The following is a 20,914-nucleotide window of genomic DNA, read 5'->3' on the forward strand; positions in this document are numbered from 1 at the left end:
CTCTTAAAATAGAATAAATGTTAAATAAAGTCCAAGTAATGTAATGAATAGAATTGGTATTGTAAGGATTATCCCTGTTTTAAAGTAGGTTCCCCAAGAAATTTTAATACCTTTTTGAGAAAGTACATGTAGCCAAACAAGAGTCGCTAAGGAACCTATTGGCGTAATTTTCGGTCCTAAATCTGATCCGATGACATTTGCATAAATTAGCGCTTCTCTCACAATTCCAGTTGTACTCGTTTCTGCAATCGCTAATGCATCAATCATAACAGTTGGCATGTTATTCATTACTGAAGAAAGAATAGCAGCTATAAAGCCCATAGCAATCGTTGCAACAAATAATCCATGCTCTGCAAAGTTTTCAATAACACCAGCTAATGAATGTGTTAACCATGCATTTCCGAGTCCATAAACAACCACATACATTCCGATCGAGAAAAAGACAATATTCCAAGGTGCCCCTTTCAAAACTGCAGTTGTATTGACTACTGCACTTTTTCTTGCCATGAATAAGAAAAACATAGCGATGATTCCAGCTACAAAAGAAACTGGAATTCCAATAAACTCGCTTAAAAAGTAACCAATTAGTAACAGTGCTAAGACATACCAAGAAAGCTGGAACATTTTTAGATCTTTTATAGCATCTTTTGGCATTCTTATTTTAGAGATTTCGTAATTTCTAGGAATGCTCTTTCTAAAATAAATCATTAGAACAGTAATAGTTGCAACCAAAGAAAATAGATTTGGCAAAATCATTCTAGTTGCATATTCCAAAAATCCAATATTAAAGAAATCCGCAGAAACAATATTTACCAAATTACTGATTACAAACGGTAATGAAGTTGTATCTGCAATAAAACCACTTGCCATAATAAATGGAAAAATCATTTTATCCTGAAAGTTTAGATTTCGAACCATTGCTAATACAATTGGCGTTAAGATTAATGCGGCTCCATCATTTGCGAATAATGCTGAAACAATTGCCCCTAATAAGCTCACATAAACAAACATTTTAATACCATTACCCTTTGCGGTTCTGGCCATATGTAATGCAGCCCATTCAAATAATCCAATTTCATCTAAGATTAATGAAATAAGGATTATTGCTACAAACGTGATTGTGGCGTTCCAAGTTATTCCTACTACTTCACCAACATCTCCAAAATCAACTACCCCGAACATTAAAGCAACAATTGCCCCAATACAAGCTGTCCAACCAATATTTAGCCCTTTAGGTTGCCAAATAACGAAGACGAGTGTAACTAAAAAAATAAGTGTTGCTATTATATCTGTAAACAATAAAAACTTCCTCCATTTCAAAAATCAAAAAAAGTTGTGATGAGAGAATAAATAATTAATCAACTCCCACACAATATATAACTAACTACTTATATAATAATCCACTTATATATAGAATTCAATAGCTTTCTTTAATGCCAAAAACCACCAATCCGCAAATTAAATCACAGATTGATGGTTTTTAGTTTGTTTGTATTAGTTATGAACTACTTCTTTTTCATTAAGACCAAGTACCTCAGCAGTAGAAGCTTGGATTTCTTCTAGTAATGCTGTGTTCTGAGCTAAAGAAACACCGTATGAAGGAATCATTTCTTTTAATTTTGGTTCCCATTCTTTAATACGATCGGGGAAGCATTTATTCATAACGTCTAGCATTACTTTTACAGCTGTAGATGCACCTGGTGATGCTCCAAGTAATGCAGCTACTGAGCCGTCCGCAGCTGTTACAACTTCAGTACCAAATTGAAGTGTCCCTTTTCCTGCATCTGTATCTTTAATAACTTGTACACGTTGACCAGCTACGATGATATCCCAATCTTCAAGTTTAGCATTTGGAACAAATTCTTGCAGCTCTTCTAAGCGTTGTTCATTTGATAACATAACCTGCTGGATTAAATATTTTGTCAATGACATTTCTTTTACACCGGCAGATAACATTGTTAAAAGGTTGTTTGGTTTTACAGATGCAATTAAATCCATATTGGAACCAGTTTTTAAGAACTTAGGCGAGAAGCCTGCAAATGGCCCAAACAGTAATGATTTTTTGTTGTCAATAAAACGAGTATCTAAGTGAGGTACTGACATTGGTGGTGCACCAACTTTCGCTTTCCCATACACTTTACCATGATGTTGTTCAACGATTTCTTGATTATTACATACCATGAACAAACCGCTTACTGGGAAACCGCCGATATGTTTTGACTCAGGAATACCAGTTGCTTGTAATAATGGAAGACTTGCGCCACCAGCACCGATAAAGACAAATTTGGCTTTATGGTACTCCATTTTACACCCTTCTAGGTCATGTACTTTTACTTCCCACATTCCATCGCTAGAGCGTTTGATATCAGAAACAGAGTGCTTATAGTTTACTTCTACATTCTGTTTTCCTAAGTGGTCGATTAACATACGTGTTAAAGCGCCAAAGTTCACGTCCGTACCGCTATCGATTTTTGTTGCAGCAATAGGTTCGTTTCCTTTACGTCCATCCATTACAAGAGGCATCCATTCTTTTAGTATTACTGGATCCTCTGTGTATTCCATACCTTTAAATAATGGGTTAACTGAAAGCGCTTCAAAACGTTTTCTCAAGAAGTTTACATCATCTTCTCCCATAACTAAGCTCATATGTGGAATTGCTTTAATGAAATCTTCTGGATTGCTAATTAGATTGTTCTTTACAAGATATGACCAAAATTGTCTTGAGATTTGGAACTGTTCGTTAATGTCAATTGCTTTTTTTATTTCAACCGTACCGTCTTGTTTTTCAGGTGTGTAGTTAAGCTCACAAAGTGCTGAGTGTCCTGTACCAGCATTGTTCCATTCGTTAGAACTTTCCTCACCAGGCTTATCAAGTGATTCGAAAACCTTAATTTCCCATTCTGGTGCTAATTCTTTAAGCATAGATCCTAAAGTAGCACTCATTACACCAGCACCAATTAAGATAACGTCTGTTTTTTCATATCTAGTACTCATAATTACCTTCCTTATCTCCCCTATATTTGCAAAGATGTAGGTGAATTACCCGATGAGTTAAATACATCTAGGACCCACCTTCTCTGTATTAATTATAACCGTATAATATTATAATACATTTTTTCTTAGATTAAAATATCTACTATTATATAATAAAATTTTAGTTTATAAAAGGTGAAATAAATAGCATTCTATCCACAAAGGCTAGTAAAACACGGAATGTTTTATTTATCATTTTTAAAGATGATGAACTAAAAAACCGAATTTATCGCTTCAGCTATGGGATCTTTGCCTGTTACTATCTTAAATTCTTTTCGAATGGTGGATTGATTTTCTAAGCACGCAAGAACTATTTTTGCAACATCTTCTCTAGATATATTACCTTGCCTAACATTGCTTGCGACTATTTTCACAAATCCAGTTCCCTTTTTATCATTGAGATTTCCTGGATGGATAATTGTATAATCAAGCGATGACATCCTTATCCACTGATCAACATAATAATTTTTAATCATTATCTGTCGAAAGTATACAGGTAAATGCATCCACTCTTCTTTTCTAGTTTCAAACGTACTAATATGAACCACCCGTTTTAGCTTAGAGTACTTCAATGTTTCCAATAAATTAACCGTTTCATCAATTTCGATTATCGCATCAGGTATTATATCATGAAGGTTGTGATCAGCAATTACAATTGCATCAACATTTCGAATTTTCTCTAGAAAGAATTCAATGGATTCTTTAGGGCTGTAGATAAAATTCTCAATACCTTTTTCGTTAAAATATGCTGCCTGTGCGTTATTTTGCAACAAAGCTACAGCTCGGTGATCGCCAACCTCAAGTATGAATTGAATTACAAGTCTACCTAATGGCCCATTTGCCCCAATTACGAGAATGTTCAATTCCCTCACATCCTTTAAAATAGATGTTTTACATACAGAATGGACTAAAAATGAAAAATTTAACCCTTTAGTAAGGGTTGATTTCCTTTAATTACTTCTTCTTGTTAGTACAATCTCCCAAAAAATCAAAAAAACCGACATACCTTAATATGTCGGTAACAGTATCCTTATTCCACAATAATTAATTATCATCCTTAATCTTATCAAATAACCAATAGCTCGCTTGATCGGCTATAAATCTTTCGTATTTATTCTTACTATACAAATATACCGTTTTAAATATGGACTGAATATCCTTCCAATATAATATACTGATTCCTTTCAACGAAGGCAGTTCTACTCGATGTGGTAATAAATCCTTTACCTTCTCAACAGAACCTTTATACTCATTCGCCATTCTAAAACCCATTGGACTGTTGTATTTATCTAAGATTAATAAAGTAAAATAAAAGTCTTTTTTCCTAGAATAATTTGTACCCACATCAATCTTTCTTATAAGCTCATCTCTTTTTGTTTGATGATCTGTATCTAATATAATATCCGATTTGTATTTCGCTTCAATAAACCATACGAAGGAATCTGACTCTATGATGATATCGATATCGGTTTTTCCTTCATTAATTTGGAGGCTTTTTGGTGGGTGAATTTTTTTCCATAGCTTGATTTCTATTTTTTCATTTGAATGAGAAAAATCCTCTTGAAATGATTTGTAAAATAAATCTTCAATCCAAAGGTTACGTTCAATTTGATTTAATGTACGAAATACATTCCAGACGATTGTATCTTCACTAGTTTCACTTTGAGACTTTTCAAACCTTCTTTTTTGCAAATATTCAATCTGTGCCTCATATTTATCGATAAGTAACGAATCTCTAAAATGTTCATGGAGCTGCTTCAATTCGGTTTGTGCTCCTTTGTCCAATACTTCTCCCCCTTGTTCAAAATCCACTAGCCAATTAAATGAATATAAGTTAAATATACGATTCAATTTTTTATTGCATTCATTTTTATTTTGTTTTAAGTAAATCTTTAACAAAAAGTACATACTTAAAACGAAACATTTTGGCAGTAACATTCGTAATAGATACTATAACAATATGGGGAAAGATGGGAGAAATGATATTGGATTCGAAAGAACAATTGACAGTTTACTTAGAGGAAATTGAAAAATGGGAAGATGATCAAAAAGGTTTATTCTTTTGGGAGAAAATAGGTCGTCTCCCTTTTAAGGTTATTGATAAGTTAACTCCAAAATTTATACAAGCAAAAATTGGAATTTTAGTGAATGAATTAGGAAGCTATATTCAAACTGGTGGAAAATATTTAATTAGTGAAAAATTAATGATGAAAAAAATTCAAAAATCCACTTCTCATCCGATTGATTCGTTTGAGGATATAGGAAAAATGCCGATGGATGATATGATAGATTTAAGTAACAAATTACAAAGTGAGCGTAGTAAGTTAGCCACTGTTCAAGGAGCTTCTACAGGTTTCGGCGGAATTTTTACACTAGTTATTGATATACCAGTTATTTTAGGCATGGCTCTAAAAACTCTGCAAGAAATAGCCATAATTCACGGCTACAACCCAAACGAAAAGCATGAACGTGTATTTATTGTAAAATGCTTGCAATTTGCTTCAGCTGATATAGTTGGAAAAGAAGCTATTCTAAATGAATTGGCAAGCATGAATAAGAAAACAGATTCGGCAGAAAGTATGATCAGTCAGCTAAAGGGATGGCAGGAAGTATTTTTCACATACCGCGATAATTTTGGATGGAAAAAGTTATTTCAAATGGTGCCAATTGCAGGAATGGTGTTTGGGGCAATTATCAATAAAGGCATGATGGATGACGTATCGGAAGCTGGTATAATGCTTTATAGGAAAAGACGAATCTATGAAAAGCTACATGAGCTGGAATTAGCAAGAAATTCTTCAATTGAATAGTGAAAATGCCTGTAAACCGTATTTTGACGTTTACAGGCATTCTTTTTTAGCTAAAAGCTTATTGGAAGGTCTCCAACTGATTGTCTGCACTAATGGAAAACGATTGTTTTATTGCCTTCAACAATGATTCGATTTTCTAAATGCCATTTTACTGCTTTTGACAAGACGCGGCGTTCAATTTTACGCCCAATTTTCTTAAGAGTCTGAACATCATCACGGTGGTCCACTCGTTCCACGTCTTGCTCGATAATTGGACCTTCATCTAAATCGTTTGTAACATAGTGTGAAGTTGCACCGATAAGTTTTACTCCTCTCTTATAGGCACGATCATATGGATTTGCACCTATAAACGCTGGTAAAAAAGAATGATGAATGTTAATAATTCGATTCTCAAAATGATTAACAAATTCAGGCGTTAATATTTGCATATAACGGGCTAAGATCAGTAAATCTATATTATATTCTTTCATCAATTCAATTTGCTTTGCTTCCACTTCCCTACGAATATCCTTATTTGCCGGTAAGTAATGAAATGGAATTCCATAAGACTCTACAATTGATCGAGCTTCCTCATGGTTACTTATGACCACGGCTATATCCGTCTCTAGATCTCCATTTTGCCATTCCCATAATAATTCTAGTAAACAGTGTAATTCTTTTGATACGTATATAGCCGAACGTTGCCGATTATTTAAATAGTGAAAATGATAGGTCATCTCATAATGATCAGCAATTTCTATAAATTCCTGTTCCATCTCTTTAGCCTTAATGGAAAGATTCTCACAATAATATTCTAATCGAATAAAAAATGTACCGTTTTCTGGATCATTTGAATACTGATTGGATTCAATGATATTTGCATTATACTTCAATAAAAAACTTGATAGGACTGAAACAATTCCCGGTTTGTCGGGACATTTAACTAATAATCTTGCTCTATTCTCAGCTCGTGAACCATGTTGTCTGCTCTCTGGCTTAACTTGCTCTGCTTGCATATAATGTACACTCCTACTCATTATTAATTTTTTCATTATCTATTATTTTGAATTATTGAGCAACTGTTTGGAGTATTGTTTACATAATCTACACAAATATTCGCATATTAAAGTCGAAAGGAGATGATAAGATGACCGAAAACAAAGATTTTGATGACTACTCAAACTTTGATGACCGAGGATTAAAGGGTCAAAGCAGTGCGAACAAACAAATGAATTCTCAACAGAAGAATAGTCAGTCAAAAGTAGAATTTGGGATGGAGAAAAACCCACTTTTAAACAAAATAAAAAATAGCTCCATAATGAAAAAAGTTGAAAAATTCTTAGATGACAAAAAATAATGTCTATCGAATGCCTCGATTATAATTCGAGGTGTTTTTTTATTGATTTCCTTCGAAAACTTAGATATTTTTTTAAAATTCTTCGCATTTCTGACTCAATTCTTCTATAATAGGTCTCATATTACTCACCTTGAAAGGAAGACTATTAATTTGATACTAGTCATTGATAATTATGATTCATTTACCTTTAATCTAGTCCAATATATTCAATCAGTAGGTGAGGACGTCGTTGTTGTTCGAAATGATGAGGTAACTTTGGAAGATATAAAAAAAATGGACCCCCATTCGATTCTTCTGTCGCCTGGGCCAGGAAATCCGGATACTGCAGGTATTTGCTTAGAGGTAGTAAAAGAGTTTCATCAGGATATCCCACTTTTGGGTGTATGTCTAGGGCATCAAATAATTGCACAGGCTTTTGGGAGTAAAGTACATAGAGCAAGTATGCCGATGCATGGGAAAGTGGATGTAATCATTCATGATGGAAAACAACTTTTTAAAGATATTCCTTCCCCTACTCCCGTTACAAGATATCATTCATTAATTGTCGACGAAGCATCCTTACCAAATACTTTAGAAATAAGTGCGAAAACAAAGAATGGAGAAATCATGGCCATTCGCCATAAACATTTTCCTGTTGAAGGTGTTCAATTTCATCCTGAAGCTATACTTACAGAAAATGGACTTCAAATGATTCAAAATTTCTTTACTAACATACAAAGGATACCATCATGAAAATGAACAATTTACAAACACTTTTATCATTCGAATTTGCAAATTCAGCTGGAAAAGTAGAGCCAGTTACTTTTAAAAATCCTATTAAAACGATAGTGGCAAACAATATAGAAGAAATTCTTCCGTGCTTTAACTTAATCCAGGAAGCAGTGAATAAAGGCCTTTACGCAGCTGGATATGTTTCCTACGAAAGCGCACCTGCTTTCGATCCAGCATTTCGAGTAAATCCAAATCCGAATATGCCATTACTTTGGTTTGGAATATATGCAGAACCTATAAAAGAGAGTGTAGTTCGTAAAGGAAGCTATAAACACTCAAAATGGATGCCAAATGTCAACAGGGATCAATATGATTCTTCGATTGAATCTATTAAAAACTCTATTAAAAATGGTGATACTTATCAAACAAATTATACAATTCGGCTAAATTCCCATTTTGAAGGGGATGACATTGCTTTTTTCGATAAGTTAAAACTAGCGCAGGCTTCCAATTATTGTGCATATATCAATACCGGAGAATTTAGTATTCTATCTGCATCGCCGGAGCTTTTTTTCCATTTAAAAGATCATCGAATTACCACTCGCCCGATGAAGGGGACAATTGCTAGAGGTACGAGCTGGGCGCAAGATCAAGAAAATGCAAAATGGCTTTTCGAATCTGAAAAGAATCGGTCAGAAAATGTAATGATTGTCGATTTATTACGGAACGATTTAAGCATTATTAGTGAACAAGGGTCAGTTCATGTGCCGAAACTTTTTGATATTGAGCACTACCCTACTGTTCACCAAATGACCTCTACAATTACAGCAACAGTGAAGTCAAACACTACATACTTCGACTTGTTTAAGGCTCTTTTCCCTTGCGGCTCTATCACTGGGGCTCCGAAAATAAGTACAATGGAGATTATTTCGAGGCTAGAATCAGACGCTCGAGATGTATATTGTGGGGCTATCGGTTATATCACACCTAACCATGAAGCGATATTTAATGTCCCTATTCGATCAGTAGTCATCAATAAAAAAACAGGGAAAGCAACCTATGGTGTCGGTGGTGGAATTACATGGGATTCTACAGCATCTGGTGAATTTGAGGAAGTTCTAACCAAAGCAAGTCTGTTGGAACAAAAGAAACCAGAGTTTGATTTACTTGAAAGTATGCTTCTAGAAAATGGCGAACTGTATTTACTTGATGAACACCTTAAACGTCTTCAAGATTCTTCGAAATACTTTAGTTTCCTTTTTAATCGACATGAAGTAACGTCAACTTTACTCGAGTTTATAAAAGATTATCCAACAGGCAAGTATAAAATAAGGTTGCTTCTATCAAAATCAGGTCACTTGAAGATTGAATCACAACAATTAGTTGAAAATGAAGTGCTAAAATTTGTTAAAATAGCAAAGCACCCTATCGATAAAAAGAATGTGTTTCTCTATCACAAAACAACTCATCGTGAAATCTATGGAGAACACCAACAATCAAATAGCTTTGATGTTCTCTTATGGAATGAAGATAAAGAAATTACCGAATTTACCAATGGTAATATAATCGTAGAAAAGGATGGTAAGCTATACACCCCTCCTATTCGAAGCGGACTTCTTGGCGGAACATTTCGTGAGAAGTTACTAAAAGAAGGTAAAATCCATGAAAAAGTGTTGACATTATCTGACCTTGAGAATTGTACGGGAATTTGGTTCATCAACAGTGTACGGAAATGGATTAAGGTTAACCTAATTTGATATGTAAAAAAGAGAATGTCTTCAGTTTGATTACATTCTCTTTTGAATTTTTCTTTCAATTAAACTAATGAGCCGCCATTTTTCAGATATAAATCAATACCTTCTGCAGCACGGTAAGATAAAGCTCCAACTGTACCTGTTGGGTTATATCCAGAGTTATGTGGGAATGCACTTGCACCTGGAACAAATACATTTTCAAAATCCCACATTTGTAAATAACTGTTTAAGGCACTAGTATCTGGGTTATCACCCATAATTACGCCGCCAGTATTATGTGTAGATTGATATGGCACAATATTATATGGACCTTTTTCTCGCTGTACAATTACTTCAGAAGCGCCCATTTCTTTCATTATCTGCTCAGTTTTACTTGCCATAAATTTTGACATCTCGTTGTCTTGTTCTTGGAAGTCGTATGTCATTCGTAGTAGCGGATTTCCAAATGCATCCTTATACGTTGGATCCAAATCCAGATAATGATAACGATAAGGCATGGAAGCTCCTTGAGCATTAAACGAAATGGATCGATTTTGATATTTAACCGATTCTTCTTTGAATTTGGCACCCCAACTAGGTGTATCAGGTTTAACAGTGTTATTCTGAATAGGTCGCTTTCCAAGCTGAGATAATGAAATATTCGCTCCATGAATAAAATTAAGCTCACTATGATCAAAATTATCTCCATTGAACTCATCAATACTCATACCGAGTGAACCTGCCCCGGCGTAAACATTAAACTCTTTATCCTCGAAGAAGCCCGTAGTATTTGCACACATATTTTGATATGCATAGTTTTTTCCTATTACACCAGTACCTGTTTTTGGATCATATGGTTTCCCAATGTTTGATTGTAATAATAATCGAACATTATTTAATACATAACTTGTTACAGCTACTACTTCAGCCGGCTGAATAAACTCTTCACCGGATTGAGTATCAATAAAACGTACCCCAGTTGCTCGATTTCCTTCATGGAGAATTTCAACAACATTCGAATTTGTACGCAAATCAAACTTTCCTGAGCTTTCTGCTACAGGAAGAACTGTAACAACCGGATCTGCTTTTGCCCCGTACTCACAACCAAATCGTTCACAGAAACCACAATATTGACAGGCAGCACGTGCAATACCATCAGGATTCGTATAGGCTTCAGATAAATTGGCAGATGGTTGTGAGAATGGTTTATAACCTAGATTTGCACAAGCTTCCTTAAACAGACCTGTTATTGGAGTTACTTTCATGGGAGGGGTAGGAAATTTATTTGAACGAGCCCCTCCAAAAGGATTTTCTTCTCCTGAAATTCCCGCCATCTGTTCAAATTTATCAAAATAAGGTTCTAGCTCATCATAAGTAATTCCCCAGTCTTGAAGAGTCATTTCTGCTGGAATTTTATTTTTCCCATAGCGTTCTTCAGTTAAAGTACGAATTTGGAAATCATATGGCAGGAATCTCCACGTTTGACCATTCCAGTGAACCCCAGAACCTCCTAAGCCTGTTCCTAATAAGAATGAACCGTATTGACGCATTGGAAGTGCACGCATTTTTTCGTTATTTCTGAATGTGACAGTCTCTTTAGATAAGTCCTGCATTAAATCGTATCGAAGTGCAAAGCGTAGCTCATCATGAACCATCAAGTAATCAGAAGTAGTTCTTCTTTTCCCACGTTCGAGACCGACTACTTTATAACCCTTTTTTGTTAGTTCAGCTGCTAAGATACCGCCTGTCCAACCAACACCTATTAACACAACATCCGTTTTAGGTAATGTCGTTACCATTCTATATCACTCCTGTATTTTCGCTATTTAATTATTTTCAATTAGTGATTATGTTGTGAGGATAAAGATTTTGGTGCAATTTCCTCAAATTTATCTTGTTCAATAATATTGAAGTAACTCATTTGGTGACCTGGGTAGTTTTTCAACTGCCATCCTGCCATATTGGCATTTCCACCATATAACGGATCCGCATAGACACCTTCAATTGTTGTGGAACGCAGTAAATTAAAGAAATAATTAGATGAGACACCCTTCATGTCTACATTGCCGTCTTGGAAGTCTTTTAAAATGGCATCCTGCTCTTCGCCCGTCAATTCAATAAATGGTTTTTCGGTTTTTTCGATACTATGTTTTTCGATAGCTTCTAATCCAACAGTAAAAATTTCTTGACGGTTTAGACTACCTTGATAGCCTTGTGTTTCTTCACCAGGGAAGAAAGGACCTGCCATGTATTCTTTTGCACCAATTCCCCAACCACTCGCTAATTGATGGTCTATAAAATAAGCTACCAATAACTCTTGTGCTCCTGGACCGTTATCATCTGCTGGAAAAATTCTTTCCACTGCTGCATTTGTTATATCAAATTGATTTGGAGTAAAGAACATTAATGCAGCATTAACATTCGCCTCACCCGATCCTTGTGGGGATGGTGTTTGTTTTGGGTCTTCGGTTGTTGTTGTTTCGTTTGATTCTCTACCTATTAGGGTTCCTACTGCACCACCGACAAGTAGTCCACCGACTGTTAAACCAGAACTTTTAAGAAATGAACGTCTCGATGTACGTTTTTCTAATAACGGATCTTTCTTATCTTGATCTGCCATGAAAATTACCTCCTAATTATTCACTTTTTGTTTCAATTACAAAGTAATTGAAAAATCATTCTATCTACTTGTGAGAAGTAATGAAAAATATAGTTCACAAGTATTTTGTTTCAAAATTAGTTTTTAATACTTTTTCATCCAATATTTTTACTAACAAACCATGATTTATTTAATTGTTGCTAATTTTTAATTTTGAGGACAAAAAAAACGACCCTTTTGAGTGGGTCGTTTGATTGATTACTTATTGATAATTAATCTTGAACAGTGTTGGCATCGTGGTTTTGACCTTCATCCTCAATTCCTTGACCACCTACATCATCATTTACCGGTGGATGCTGTTCAGAATTTTCACCAGTAGCTCCATCAGGTTCGTTTTGTAGTTCAGTATCAGTTTGAGGTTTCTCTGACTCCCTTAGCGAATCTTCTTGAACCTCTTCTAAATCTTGCTCAATAATTTCCGTTGTTTCATTGATATTTTCACTTGTCTCAGTTTCTGAGGCAGTGTCTGCGTTACAGCCGACTATTGATAAAAGGACTAATAATAGGAACGGTACATACCATAATTTTTTCAATGTTATAACCTCCAAAATAATTTGGTCTTATTATGTCACCTTTCAATATTATTATTCGCATTGGTTTGTTAGATTTTATGATCACGGTTCTTTCGATTTATGTTATGTAGAATATTTTTGGGGGGAAAATAAAATTCAGGATAAGTTCAAGCAATAATTGGCATTTATTATAGTGAAACCAAATACAGCTCCTTCTTCTAGAAATGGATGCTGTGAATAAAAATAGCCAGCCAAGAGTAAAAGGAAGAATAAAACAAAGGCAATTAGGTTTCGTTTTTTCAAAACATCATCTCCTCTACATTTATATAGTACATACTTCTATAAATTTCGCTTTAATTCCTTTTATTTCAACAAAAAAATCTCGCCAGCATCTTTTACTGACGAGATTACATAGTAATATATTCCATTACCTGGCTTCGCACTTCATCCAAATCGATTAATATTCCCGGGCAGCTTTTCTGTACTCCTTCAAGCTCTCGATGTCCGAGGACTTGATTGGGTTGTAAATTATAGAGTTTCATCATATAACTACTTAACCAAAGAAAGGATGTCCATTGTTGGTTGGTAGGTGTTTCTATATCAAAATCTCCTGTTATACAAATGCCAATGGACGTTCGATTATGGCCATATGCGTGTGCTCCAACATGTTGACCCCTACCCTCAATAATATTTCCATTTTTTTCTATAAAATAGTTATAGCCTATACCACTCCAGCCGCGCTCTTTTTGATGAAATTCATGACATTCATCAGCTGTCATATGTGCCCTTGAAGTATGATGAACAATGATATTTTGCACCTTTTCCAATGGCTCGAATGATTCTAAAAATTGAAAGTTCTTTTGAATAATTTTCATAATTCTCCTAATACGTTTTGTGCTATGATTTTTTGGTACTACTATATCATTTACTATTTGGTTCAGATTTTATTCCATTCAAGATCAAATCCATATAGATACTAACAAGTTCTTCCTCTGTCACTTCCCCATCGGGTTTATACCAATTATAAGATCGGTTAACCATGCCTAGAATGCCAAAGATGACAATATCACTTCTTAAATGTTCTCTGAATTCACCTTTTTCAATACCTTCTTCAATCAACTTTTGAAGATTAAATCGGAACTCTTTTCTGTAAACATTCACTGACTTTACTTGTTCTTCATCTAAATGCCGAACTTCTCTATTAAATACTCTCGCACTTTTTCCATGCACTCTAATGTTCTTAATAATCAAATAAATTAGTTTCTGCATCTTCTCTTCGAAGCTAATATATTCATCTCTCAGGATGATTTCCTGTTCTTTTAGAAGTTCTTTTATATAATTTAAGTGAATATCCCTTAGTAACTCCTGTTTGCTTTTAAAATAATAATAAAAGGTACCCTTAGTCACTCCAATAGTATCAACAATATCTTGTATGGAAGTTTTACTGAAACCCTTCTTATCAAAAAGGTCTATACTTTCTTTTATAATTCTTCCTCTCATAATATTGTTCCCTTCGACTATAAATTTCACTACATTTTTAATTCGGCTCCCTTTCTATTACTAAAGAAATACCTTGACCTCCACCAATACAAGCAGTGATTAGTGCATATCTTCCAGCGGATCGTTTTAATTCATATACTGCCTTTGTTATTAAAATCGCCCCAGTTGCTCCTAATGGGTGCCCATGTGCAATCGCGCCACCATTCACATTGAGTTTCTCTGGGTCGAATTCTAATTCTCGATCACAAGCAATTACTTGTGAGGCAAACGCTTCATTCAGCTCGATAATATCCATATCAGCTAAAGAAAGACCAAGCTTTTCCATTAGTTTTTTCGTTGCAGGTACTGGACCAATACCCATGATGTTAGGATCCACTCCTGCCACTGTCGAACCTTTTATAGTCGCTAAAGGTTGTAATCCTAGTTCTTCCGCCTTTTCACGTGACATAATGACTAAGGCAGATGCTGCATCATTTAATCCTGAACTGCTTCCAGCTGTTACAGTACCATCTCTTTCAAAAGCAGGATTTAGTTTTGCTAATGCAGCTAAAGTTGTGTTTGGACGTGGGTGTTCATCTTTGTTGAACAAAATAGGTTCACCTTTACGCTGAGGTATACTAATCGGTACAATTTGCTCATCAAATCGACCTTCCTCTATCGCTCTAGCCATTCTTTGCTGACTTCTTAATGAGAATTCATCTTGCTCTTTTCTCGTAATCTCATATTTTTTCGCTAGATTTTCAGCAGTTGTTCCCATTGCTGGATTACCGATTTCTTCAGGAGCAAGAAGGGTCTTACGGTATCTTGGAGGAAGTGAACTATAGGCTTGCTCAGCTCGCTCATATTGATGGGGTGCACGACTCATGCTTTCAATACCACCAGCAACATAGATATCTCCCGCACCCGATTGGATTGCTTGAGCAGCTAAAGCAACTGCATTGATTCCGGATCCACATTGACGGTCAACAGTTAAACCAGGTATATTCACAGATAAACCGCCTTGCAAAGCTGTCAATCTCGCAATATTACCACCCCCGCTAAGCACATTTCCTAAAATAACATCATCAATCAATTCTGGATTTATGTTCGCTCGTTTAATTGCTTCTTTTATTACTTCTCCACCATAAAGATGCGCAGGAATACTTGCCAAAGCGCCACCTTGCTTACCAATTGCAGTACGTACAGCTGATACAATAACAGCATCTCTTTTCATCGCAATTCTCCTCATTTACATAGTTTGTAGGAAAAGGGTGTCTCTTTTTAGTTGATATAAATCGAGACAACCCCGTCTTAATTAATAAAGTTCAAATTTAAGTTTTCCTTGAACCACATCTCTTTGGTTTTGATTAGTAGCTTTTACTTCAAAAGTTAGAGATTGTTCATCTTTTTCTATTAATTTGGCTTTTAATGTAAGGACATCATTTAAAAACACCATTCCTGAGAACCGGATATTATAATCCTTTATTAGACCTTCTTCATAATATGGCGTAAATAATTTAGATAGATTGCCCATTGTCCACATACCATGAGCAATAATCCCTGGTAACCCCGCTTTTACAGCTTCTTCATCGATTGTGTGAATCGGATTGAAATCTCCTGAAGATCCAGAGTACTTGATTAAATCCATTCTCGAAACTGGATTGAGAGTAGTTTCTAGAGTTTCACCTATGCTTACCTCATTTAGTACTGTCATACGCTTAGGGACCTCCTTACTGTTTCAGTAATGATTGTGATGGATTCTTCCGTAAAAATTAGATTTCCTTCTGCATCTTCACCATATCTTTTCATCTTAAGAAAGCCCATCTTACCTGTACTGCCTTCCTTTTCGTAATAATCTTCAATTTTCGAATAACAGAAGACTTCCTCACCTACTAATAAAGGTCTTTCGTAATGATAGATTTGTTCCCCATGTATTAAGCCTTTTGATGGTAATTTCAATCCATCAATCGAACCCGATCGTAGGACACGCGGGAATGTAGGTGGAGCAATATTTGTTCCGAATCTTGAATTTTTTCCCGTTTCTTCATCTATATAGATTGGATGACTGTCTCCAATTGACTCTGCAAAACGTCTAACCAATTCTCTTTCAATCACACTTCTCACTTTGTTTGAAGTTAGACCGATATAATCTTTATACATTGCATTTCTCCTTCCCATTAATTAGTTGGACCGCCAGCCACATAAAGTACTTGACCGTTAACGAAAGAAGATTTTTCGTCTGCAAAGAAGGCAACTGCATTTGCAATATCGCTCGGTTTACCTGTTCTACCTACTGGAATTCTACTAGCACCGGCTTTGATGAAATCTTCAAATGGTACACCCATTCTTTGAGCGGTTGCTTTTGTCATATCTGTTTCGATAAATCCAGGTGCAACAGAGTTAGAAGTAATGCCAAACTTTCCAAGTTCTCTTGCTAGCGTTTTAGTTAAGCCTTGTAAACCAGCTTTTACCGTGGAGTAATTTGCTTGACCGGGATTACCCAATGCAGAAGTTGAGGAAATGTTAATAATTCTTCCATATTTTTGTTGAACCATATATTTTTGAGCAGCACGTGAAGTATTAAATGCTCCCTTAAGATGTACATCGATTACTTGATCCCAATCACTATCAGTCATTTTAAACAATAAGTTGTCTCGAATAATTCCAGCGTTATTAACTAAGATATCGAGGGAACCAAAGTCACTAACAACCTTCTCTATTGCAGCTTCTACTTCTTCTGCTTTTACAACATTCGCCTGGATCGTTAGGATCTCGTACCCTTTTTCCTTAAAATCGGACTGAACTTCCTGTAAAGCTTCTTCATTTATATCAATAATGGCTATTTTAGCCCCTTCTTGAGCGAAAGTTTCCGCAATACTTTTACCTATTCCACGACTACCACCTGTAACAAAAGCAACTCTATTATCAAATCTTCCTGTCAAAATAAACTCCTCCTATATTTATACTAATATTATTTCTTAACATTCTATTAGAAGTTATATAGAAATATTCAAACAAACGGCACATTTTCTTTGGTATATTGCCTCTCAATATCAATCTACTAAACGATATTGGTAGACACCATTTTTCTTGTCTGCTATTACAATATTTCGTTCCTGCAATAAATCAAGTACACTTAAGATCTCAAACACAAATGTTATTACAGCCCTCTCATATCTACCTTTATACATCTCTTGAATGATCTCATATCCGGTTGCCACTCCATTTGCTTTTTTAAGCGTATTGATAACACGGTTTGTACGGTTTTCAATATTGCTTATATGTCCATCAATTGCTTCATTTAGATTTTCAATCAGCGGACCATGCCCTGAATAAGTTAATTTTGCAGGAAGTTTTCTGCATTTTTCCAAGTTGTTTAGATATTGGAGGAGCGGTTTTGCTCGCTCCTCCCCTTGTTTAGGAGCATCTAAGAATATTCCCCCATGTACCCCTTTAATGACGTTATCCCCACATATAAATTGTTGGTCGTCCCAACTATATAGGGAAATATGATCTTGGGAATGTCCAGGTGTTTCGATTACTTGAAAAGAAGGTAATCCTGGTACGAAATCTCCATCTTGGAGCACTCCATCTACAGTAGCAACCTGAAAGTAATCTCGAAGATGTCCTTTTCTATAAGCCCATGTATGTGCCATTTCTTTAGTTAGACCAAATTCGATGAATAATCTATCAAAGAACTCTGCACTCCATTCTATATAACTCTCATCTTTTAAATACATTTCTGTATCTTTATGAGCATAGATGGAAACCGACGGATTTTTTTCAAGAATCCAGTCAACCAGACCCGTATGATCATTATGATGATGAGTTATGACAATTTGTTCAATATCAGTTACGGTTAACCCAATTCGATGAAGACCATCATTTAGATTTTTCCAACCCTGCTCATTTTTTAAGCCGGCATCTATGAGCGTTAATTTATCACCAAAGACGACATATGAATATACTGGACCAATTGGAAAGTTGGTTGTTAACTCCAGTCTTTCAATTCTATGCAAAGCACTCAATCCTTCTTTTATAAGAATGTGTTCTCACATACCTTTCATGAAACGTTCTCAATTTTATGAAAATCGATCTATTCATTACAATTATTTATCCAACCATACATCCTTTAGATATCCGTACCCATAAGACGCATGTGGGTAAGAATCTTTGACAAAAGAGTGTCTTGGTGTTTTTGTGTAGTATGTTGTAAGTGGTAGCGGATTAGCTAAATTTTCTAAAACATAGCGTTGAATATCATAAACATATTCTTTTCTTTCTTCCACATCTAAGATAAGTCTTTGCTCGTCAAGCATCTTATCTAGTTCTGGATCGCTAATGTTATACCAGTTTCTTGCACCATCTGTATGAAGCTGTGTACGCAGCCACTCATCAGGCTCTTGGAAATAAGTTTGATAGCCTACACCCATATCGTAATCTACATTTGGCCATCTCTCTGAGAAGTAAGTAGCATATTCAACAATTTCAATTTCAACATTAATGCCAATATTTCTTAAATCTTCCGCAACCCATTGAGCGACACGTACTAATTGTTCGCCGTATCCATTTGTCACAATCATTTTCGTATCAAAACCATTTGGATACCCAGCTTCTGCAAGTAACTTTTTCGCTTCCTCAGGGTTGTATGGTAGTAACGCTTTCCGTTCCTCTAAAGGTAATGCCCAATCACCCAATGATGGATTGACAGGTGAACTGATTTCACCACCACCATAAATTGCATCGACCATCGATTGACGATCGACTGCCATACTAATCGCTTTTCGAACCTTAAGATCATTAAATGGTTCTCTTTCCATATTCATATATAATTGTTCTTGAGTTGCAAACAACGCTTCAAAAATTTCTGTATCTGGGTTTGTTTTTTGAAGCTGTGCAAGCTGCTCCGGTGCTAATCCACCAATTGAATCAGCTTGACCTGTTCTAAACGCCGCAATACGAGAAGCTTGATCTGGAACGACTTTATAGATTACTTCGTCTAAATAAGGCTTACCTTCTTCATAGTAGTTTGGGTTTTTAGAATAGGTTGCCTGAACATTATCTTCCCACTTTTCCAAAACAAATGGACCTGTTCCGATAGCATCAGTCGCTAAATCTACTTTTCCTTCTACTGCCTCTTTCGGTAAAATCCACATAAAATGATTAGCCATAAAGTTTAAAAATGGTGCAAATGGTTGCTTCAGTTTAAATACAACAGTTTGTGAATCTTCAGCCACGATACTTTCTACCTCTGAGAGAATCGCTGCTTGATGACCTGGTAGATTAATAATTCTTTCCATTGTTGCCACAACATCTTCTGCTGTAACCTGTCTTCCATTTACCGGTTCTTTGTCGTGCCAGTATGCCTCTCTTAAGAAAAATTTATATTCTTTTCCGTCTTCAGAAACTTCCCAACGCTCTGCAAGATCTGGAATAACATTGTAGTCTGTATAATCCACTCCTGGACCTGTTTCATAAGAGACTAGTTTGTTATAAACTAGCCCAGCCATCATATGAGTATAGATTGATGATTGTTTATGTGGATCTAACATATCCGGGTCTGCAGGTGAAAGAATTGTATACGTTCCACCACTTTTAGGTTCTGATGACTCTGTACCTGCATTCTCCGTTCCTGGGCTTTCAGTTGTTGATTCATTCTCTTTTGTGTCAGAAGAGCATGCACTGATTAACAGTATCAATAATCCCACTAGAAAAAAGCTTCCAATTGATTTCAACTTTTTATCCATAACCATTTCCTCCTATGAAATATCAATCTCTTTCAACTCTCTAAGACATTTTTGGATCAAGGAAATCACGTAATGCATCGCCAAATAAGTTAAAAGCCAAAACCAATATACTTAGAGCTAATCCTGGGAAAAGAACGAGCCAAGGAGCACTTTCCATGTACATACTCGCATCACTAAGCATCAGTCCCCAAGAGGGATTTGGTGGTGGTGTTCCAATTCCAAGAAAACTAAGTGAAGCTTCAGCAATAATGGTTTGACCAAACGCAAGACTTGCCATAACAATAATAGGAGCCATCATATTTGGTAAACCATGCTTCATGATAATTCTGAATGAGCTTGCCCCTACTGAACGGGATGCTTCTACATAATTCGATTCACGGATTCTCAGCATTTCCCCCCGAACAATCCTTGCAAAACGAGGTACTTCAATTATGACTAGTGCGATAATAACATTTTGGATTGCAGGTCCTAACAATGCTGCGATAAATAATGCTAGAATTAATGCTGGGATAGACATGATTGCGTCCATAATTCTTTGAATAATCATGTCAACAACCCCACCAAAGAAACCTGATACCATCCCAATCAAAGTTCCTAATATTATTGAAATAACTACTGTTACAATTCCAACAAGTAACGAGATTTGAGAACCATAAACAAGTCGACTGAATACATCACGACCTAAGTCATCTGTCCCCATCATATGATCTGCATTTGGAGCTGCCAGAAAAGCTGCACGATCCTGACTTATAGGGTCATAAGGTGCAATGATTGGGGCAGCGATTGCAATCGCTACCACAAGAAGGATGATTAAAAGAGACACAAAACCAATTTTTTGAGTGATAATAAAGCGTTTGCAGTCCTGTTTGAATTTACTCAAATGCAAATTCTTTC

The 20,914-nt window shown here is 35.7% G+C and carries 22 protein-coding genes; 4 read left to right on the forward strand and 18 right to left on the reverse strand.

Annotated features, from left to right (window positions below; translation table 11 throughout):
- Positions 1 to 3: 3 nt before the first annotated feature.
- The 4 genes from C1N55_RS10945 to C1N55_RS10960 form a co-directional block, all read right to left on the reverse strand.
- Positions 4 to 1,299, reverse strand: a complete 1,296-nt coding sequence (locus C1N55_RS10945; protein ID WP_137728858.1) for an arsenic transporter — start codon at positions 1,297 to 1,299, stop codon at positions 4 to 6.
- A 195-nt stretch (positions 1,300 to 1,494) separates the two neighbouring features.
- The gene (locus tag C1N55_RS10950) at positions 1,495 to 2,994 is read right to left on the reverse strand and encodes a malate:quinone oxidoreductase (protein ID WP_137728859.1); all 1,500 of its coding nucleotides are present in this window, start codon (positions 2,992 to 2,994) and stop codon (positions 1,495 to 1,497) included.
- Between the two features lie 251 nt (positions 2,995 to 3,245).
- Positions 3,246 to 3,896, reverse strand: a complete 651-nt coding sequence (locus tag C1N55_RS10955) for an SDR family oxidoreductase (protein ID WP_168193843.1) — start codon at positions 3,894 to 3,896, stop codon at positions 3,246 to 3,248.
- Positions 3,897 to 4,077: 181 nt separating this feature from the next.
- Positions 4,078 to 4,818 (reverse strand): hypothetical protein, encoded by a 741-nt coding sequence (locus C1N55_RS10960; RefSeq protein WP_137728861.1) that lies wholly within the window; start codon positions 4,816 to 4,818, stop codon positions 4,078 to 4,080.
- Between the two features lie 200 nt (positions 4,819 to 5,018).
- Here C1N55_RS10960 and C1N55_RS10965 point away from each other — a divergent pair, with 200 nt between their 5' ends.
- Positions 5,019 to 5,843, forward strand: a complete 825-nt coding sequence (locus C1N55_RS10965; RefSeq protein WP_137728862.1) for an EcsC family protein — start codon at positions 5,019 to 5,021, stop codon at positions 5,841 to 5,843.
- Positions 5,844 to 5,932: 89 nt separating this feature from the next.
- Here the strand turns inward: C1N55_RS10965 and purU are convergent, their stop codons facing one another.
- Positions 5,933 to 6,838, reverse strand: a complete 906-nt coding sequence (purU, locus tag C1N55_RS10970) for a formyltetrahydrofolate deformylase (protein WP_137728863.1) — start codon at positions 6,836 to 6,838, stop codon at positions 5,933 to 5,935.
- Positions 6,839 to 6,969: 131 nt separating this feature from the next.
- On the opposite strand from purU, the gene C1N55_RS10975 reads away from it, so the two are divergent.
- The 3 genes from C1N55_RS10975 (at position 6,970) to pabB (ending at position 9,647) form a co-directional block, all read left to right on the forward strand.
- Positions 6,970 to 7,179, forward strand: coding sequence for a hypothetical protein (locus C1N55_RS10975; protein WP_137728864.1), 210 nt, complete (start codon positions 6,970 to 6,972; stop codon positions 7,177 to 7,179).
- Between the two features lie 150 nt (positions 7,180 to 7,329).
- The gene (locus tag C1N55_RS10980) at positions 7,330 to 7,911 is read left to right on the forward strand and encodes an anthranilate synthase component II (protein WP_137728865.1); all 582 of its coding nucleotides are present in this window, start codon (positions 7,330 to 7,332) and stop codon (positions 7,909 to 7,911) included.
- Positions 7,912 to 7,913: 2 nt separating this feature from the next.
- On the forward strand, positions 7,914 to 9,647 hold the full coding sequence (gene pabB / locus C1N55_RS10985) for an aminodeoxychorismate synthase component I (RefSeq protein WP_137728866.1): 1,734 nt from the start codon (positions 7,914 to 7,916) through the stop codon (positions 9,645 to 9,647).
- Between the two features lie 59 nt (positions 9,648 to 9,706).
- Here pabB and C1N55_RS10990 read toward each other — a convergent pair whose 3' ends face one another.
- The 13 genes from C1N55_RS10990 to C1N55_RS11045 all read right to left on the reverse strand — a co-directional run bounded on the left by C1N55_RS10990 (position 9,707) and on the right by C1N55_RS11045 (position 20,900).
- Complete coding sequence (locus tag C1N55_RS10990) at positions 9,707 to 11,422, reverse strand: GMC family oxidoreductase (RefSeq protein WP_137728867.1); 1,716 nt, start codon at positions 11,420 to 11,422, stop codon at positions 9,707 to 9,709.
- Positions 11,423 to 11,463: 41 nt separating this feature from the next.
- Positions 11,464 to 12,243 carry a gluconate 2-dehydrogenase subunit 3 family protein gene (locus C1N55_RS10995; RefSeq protein ID WP_137728868.1) on the reverse strand — a complete coding sequence of 260 codons (780 nt, stop codon included), beginning with the start codon at positions 12,241 to 12,243 and terminating at the stop codon, positions 11,464 to 11,466.
- A 251-nt stretch (positions 12,244 to 12,494) separates the two neighbouring features.
- Positions 12,495 to 12,815, reverse strand: coding sequence for a hypothetical protein (locus tag C1N55_RS11000; RefSeq protein WP_137728869.1), 321 nt, complete (start codon positions 12,813 to 12,815; stop codon positions 12,495 to 12,497).
- Positions 12,816 to 12,950: 135 nt separating this feature from the next.
- On the reverse strand, positions 12,951 to 13,097 hold the full coding sequence (locus C1N55_RS20545) for a hypothetical protein (protein WP_168193844.1): 147 nt from the start codon (positions 13,095 to 13,097) through the stop codon (positions 12,951 to 12,953).
- Positions 13,098 to 13,201: 104 nt separating this feature from the next.
- Complete coding sequence (locus tag C1N55_RS11005; RefSeq protein ID WP_137728870.1) at positions 13,202 to 13,669, reverse strand: peptidoglycan recognition protein family protein; 468 nt, start codon at positions 13,667 to 13,669, stop codon at positions 13,202 to 13,204.
- A gap of 46 nt (positions 13,670 to 13,715) precedes the next feature.
- Entirely contained in the window at positions 13,716 to 14,294 is a 579-nt protein-coding gene (locus C1N55_RS11010) for a TetR/AcrR family transcriptional regulator (protein WP_137728871.1), read from the reverse strand.
- Positions 14,295 to 14,331: 37 nt separating this feature from the next.
- On the reverse strand, positions 14,332 to 15,507 hold the full coding sequence (locus C1N55_RS11015; RefSeq protein WP_137728872.1) for a thiolase family protein: 1,176 nt from the start codon (positions 15,505 to 15,507) through the stop codon (positions 14,332 to 14,334).
- An 81-nt stretch (positions 15,508 to 15,588) separates the two neighbouring features.
- Positions 15,589 to 15,987 (reverse strand): MaoC/PaaZ C-terminal domain-containing protein, encoded by a 399-nt coding sequence (locus tag C1N55_RS11020; RefSeq protein ID WP_137728873.1) that lies wholly within the window; start codon positions 15,985 to 15,987, stop codon positions 15,589 to 15,591.
- Positions 15,984 to 16,433 carry a MaoC family dehydratase N-terminal domain-containing protein gene (locus tag C1N55_RS11025; RefSeq protein WP_137728874.1) on the reverse strand — a complete coding sequence of 150 codons (450 nt, stop codon included), beginning with the start codon at positions 16,431 to 16,433 and terminating at the stop codon, positions 15,984 to 15,986. Before C1N55_RS11025 ends, C1N55_RS11020 begins: the two co-directional genes overlap by 4 nt.
- Positions 16,434 to 16,450: 17 nt before the next feature.
- Positions 16,451 to 17,215 carry a beta-ketoacyl-ACP reductase gene (locus tag C1N55_RS11030; protein WP_137728875.1) on the reverse strand — a complete coding sequence of 255 codons (765 nt, stop codon included), beginning with the start codon at positions 17,213 to 17,215 and terminating at the stop codon, positions 16,451 to 16,453.
- Positions 17,216 to 17,326: 111 nt separating this feature from the next.
- Entirely contained in the window at positions 17,327 to 18,292 is a 966-nt protein-coding gene (locus tag C1N55_RS11035; RefSeq protein WP_240758270.1) for an MBL fold metallo-hydrolase, read from the reverse strand.
- Positions 18,293 to 18,382: 90 nt separating this feature from the next.
- A complete protein-coding gene (locus C1N55_RS11040; RefSeq protein ID WP_137728877.1) occupies positions 18,383 to 20,020 on the reverse strand; it encodes an ABC transporter substrate-binding protein in 1,638 nt (545 codons plus the stop codon).
- A 40-nt stretch (positions 20,021 to 20,060) separates the two neighbouring features.
- A complete protein-coding gene (locus tag C1N55_RS11045; RefSeq protein ID WP_240758272.1) occupies positions 20,061 to 20,900 on the reverse strand; it encodes an ABC transporter permease in 840 nt (279 codons plus the stop codon).
- Between the last annotated feature and the right edge of the window lie 14 nt (positions 20,901 to 20,914).

The organism is Lysinibacillus sp. SGAir0095, assembly GCF_005491425.1.
Taxonomy (GTDB): domain Bacteria; phylum Bacillota; class Bacilli; order Bacillales_A; family Planococcaceae; genus Ureibacillus.

Coding starts and splice junctions, on each gene's coding strand:
- C1N55_RS10950 (WP_137728859.1), bottom strand. CDS start 2,994: ATGAGTACTAGATATGAAAAAACAGACGTTATCTTAATTGGTGCTGGT.
- purU (WP_137728863.1), bottom strand. CDS start 6,838: ATGCAAGCAGAGCAAGTTAAGCCAGAGAGCAGACAACATGGTTCACGA.
- C1N55_RS10975 (WP_137728864.1), top strand. CDS start 6,970: ATGACCGAAAACAAAGATTTTGATGACTACTCAAACTTTGATGACCGA.
- pabB (WP_137728866.1), top strand. CDS start 7,914: ATGAACAATTTACAAACACTTTTATCATTCGAATTTGCAAATTCAGCT.
- C1N55_RS10990 (WP_137728867.1), bottom strand. CDS start 11,422: ATGGTAACGACATTACCTAAAACGGATGTTGTGTTAATAGGTGTTGGT.
- C1N55_RS10995 (WP_137728868.1), bottom strand. CDS start 12,243: ATGGCAGATCAAGATAAGAAAGATCCGTTATTAGAAAAACGTACATCG.
- C1N55_RS11005 (WP_137728870.1), bottom strand. CDS start 13,669: ATGAAAATTATTCAAAAGAACTTTCAATTTTTAGAATCATTCGAGCCA.
- C1N55_RS11010 (WP_137728871.1), bottom strand. CDS start 14,294: ATGAGAGGAAGAATTATAAAAGAAAGTATAGACCTTTTTGATAAGAAG.
- C1N55_RS11015 (WP_137728872.1), bottom strand. CDS start 15,507: ATGAAAAGAGATGCTGTTATTGTATCAGCTGTACGTACTGCAATTGGT.
- C1N55_RS11020 (WP_137728873.1), bottom strand. CDS start 15,987: ATGACAGTACTAAATGAGGTAAGCATAGGTGAAACTCTAGAAACTACT.
- C1N55_RS11025 (WP_137728874.1), bottom strand. CDS start 16,433: ATGTATAAAGATTATATCGGTCTAACTTCAAACAAAGTGAGAAGTGTG.
- C1N55_RS11040 (WP_137728877.1), bottom strand. CDS start 20,020: ATGGATAAAAAGTTGAAATCAATTGGAAGCTTTTTTCTAGTGGGATTA.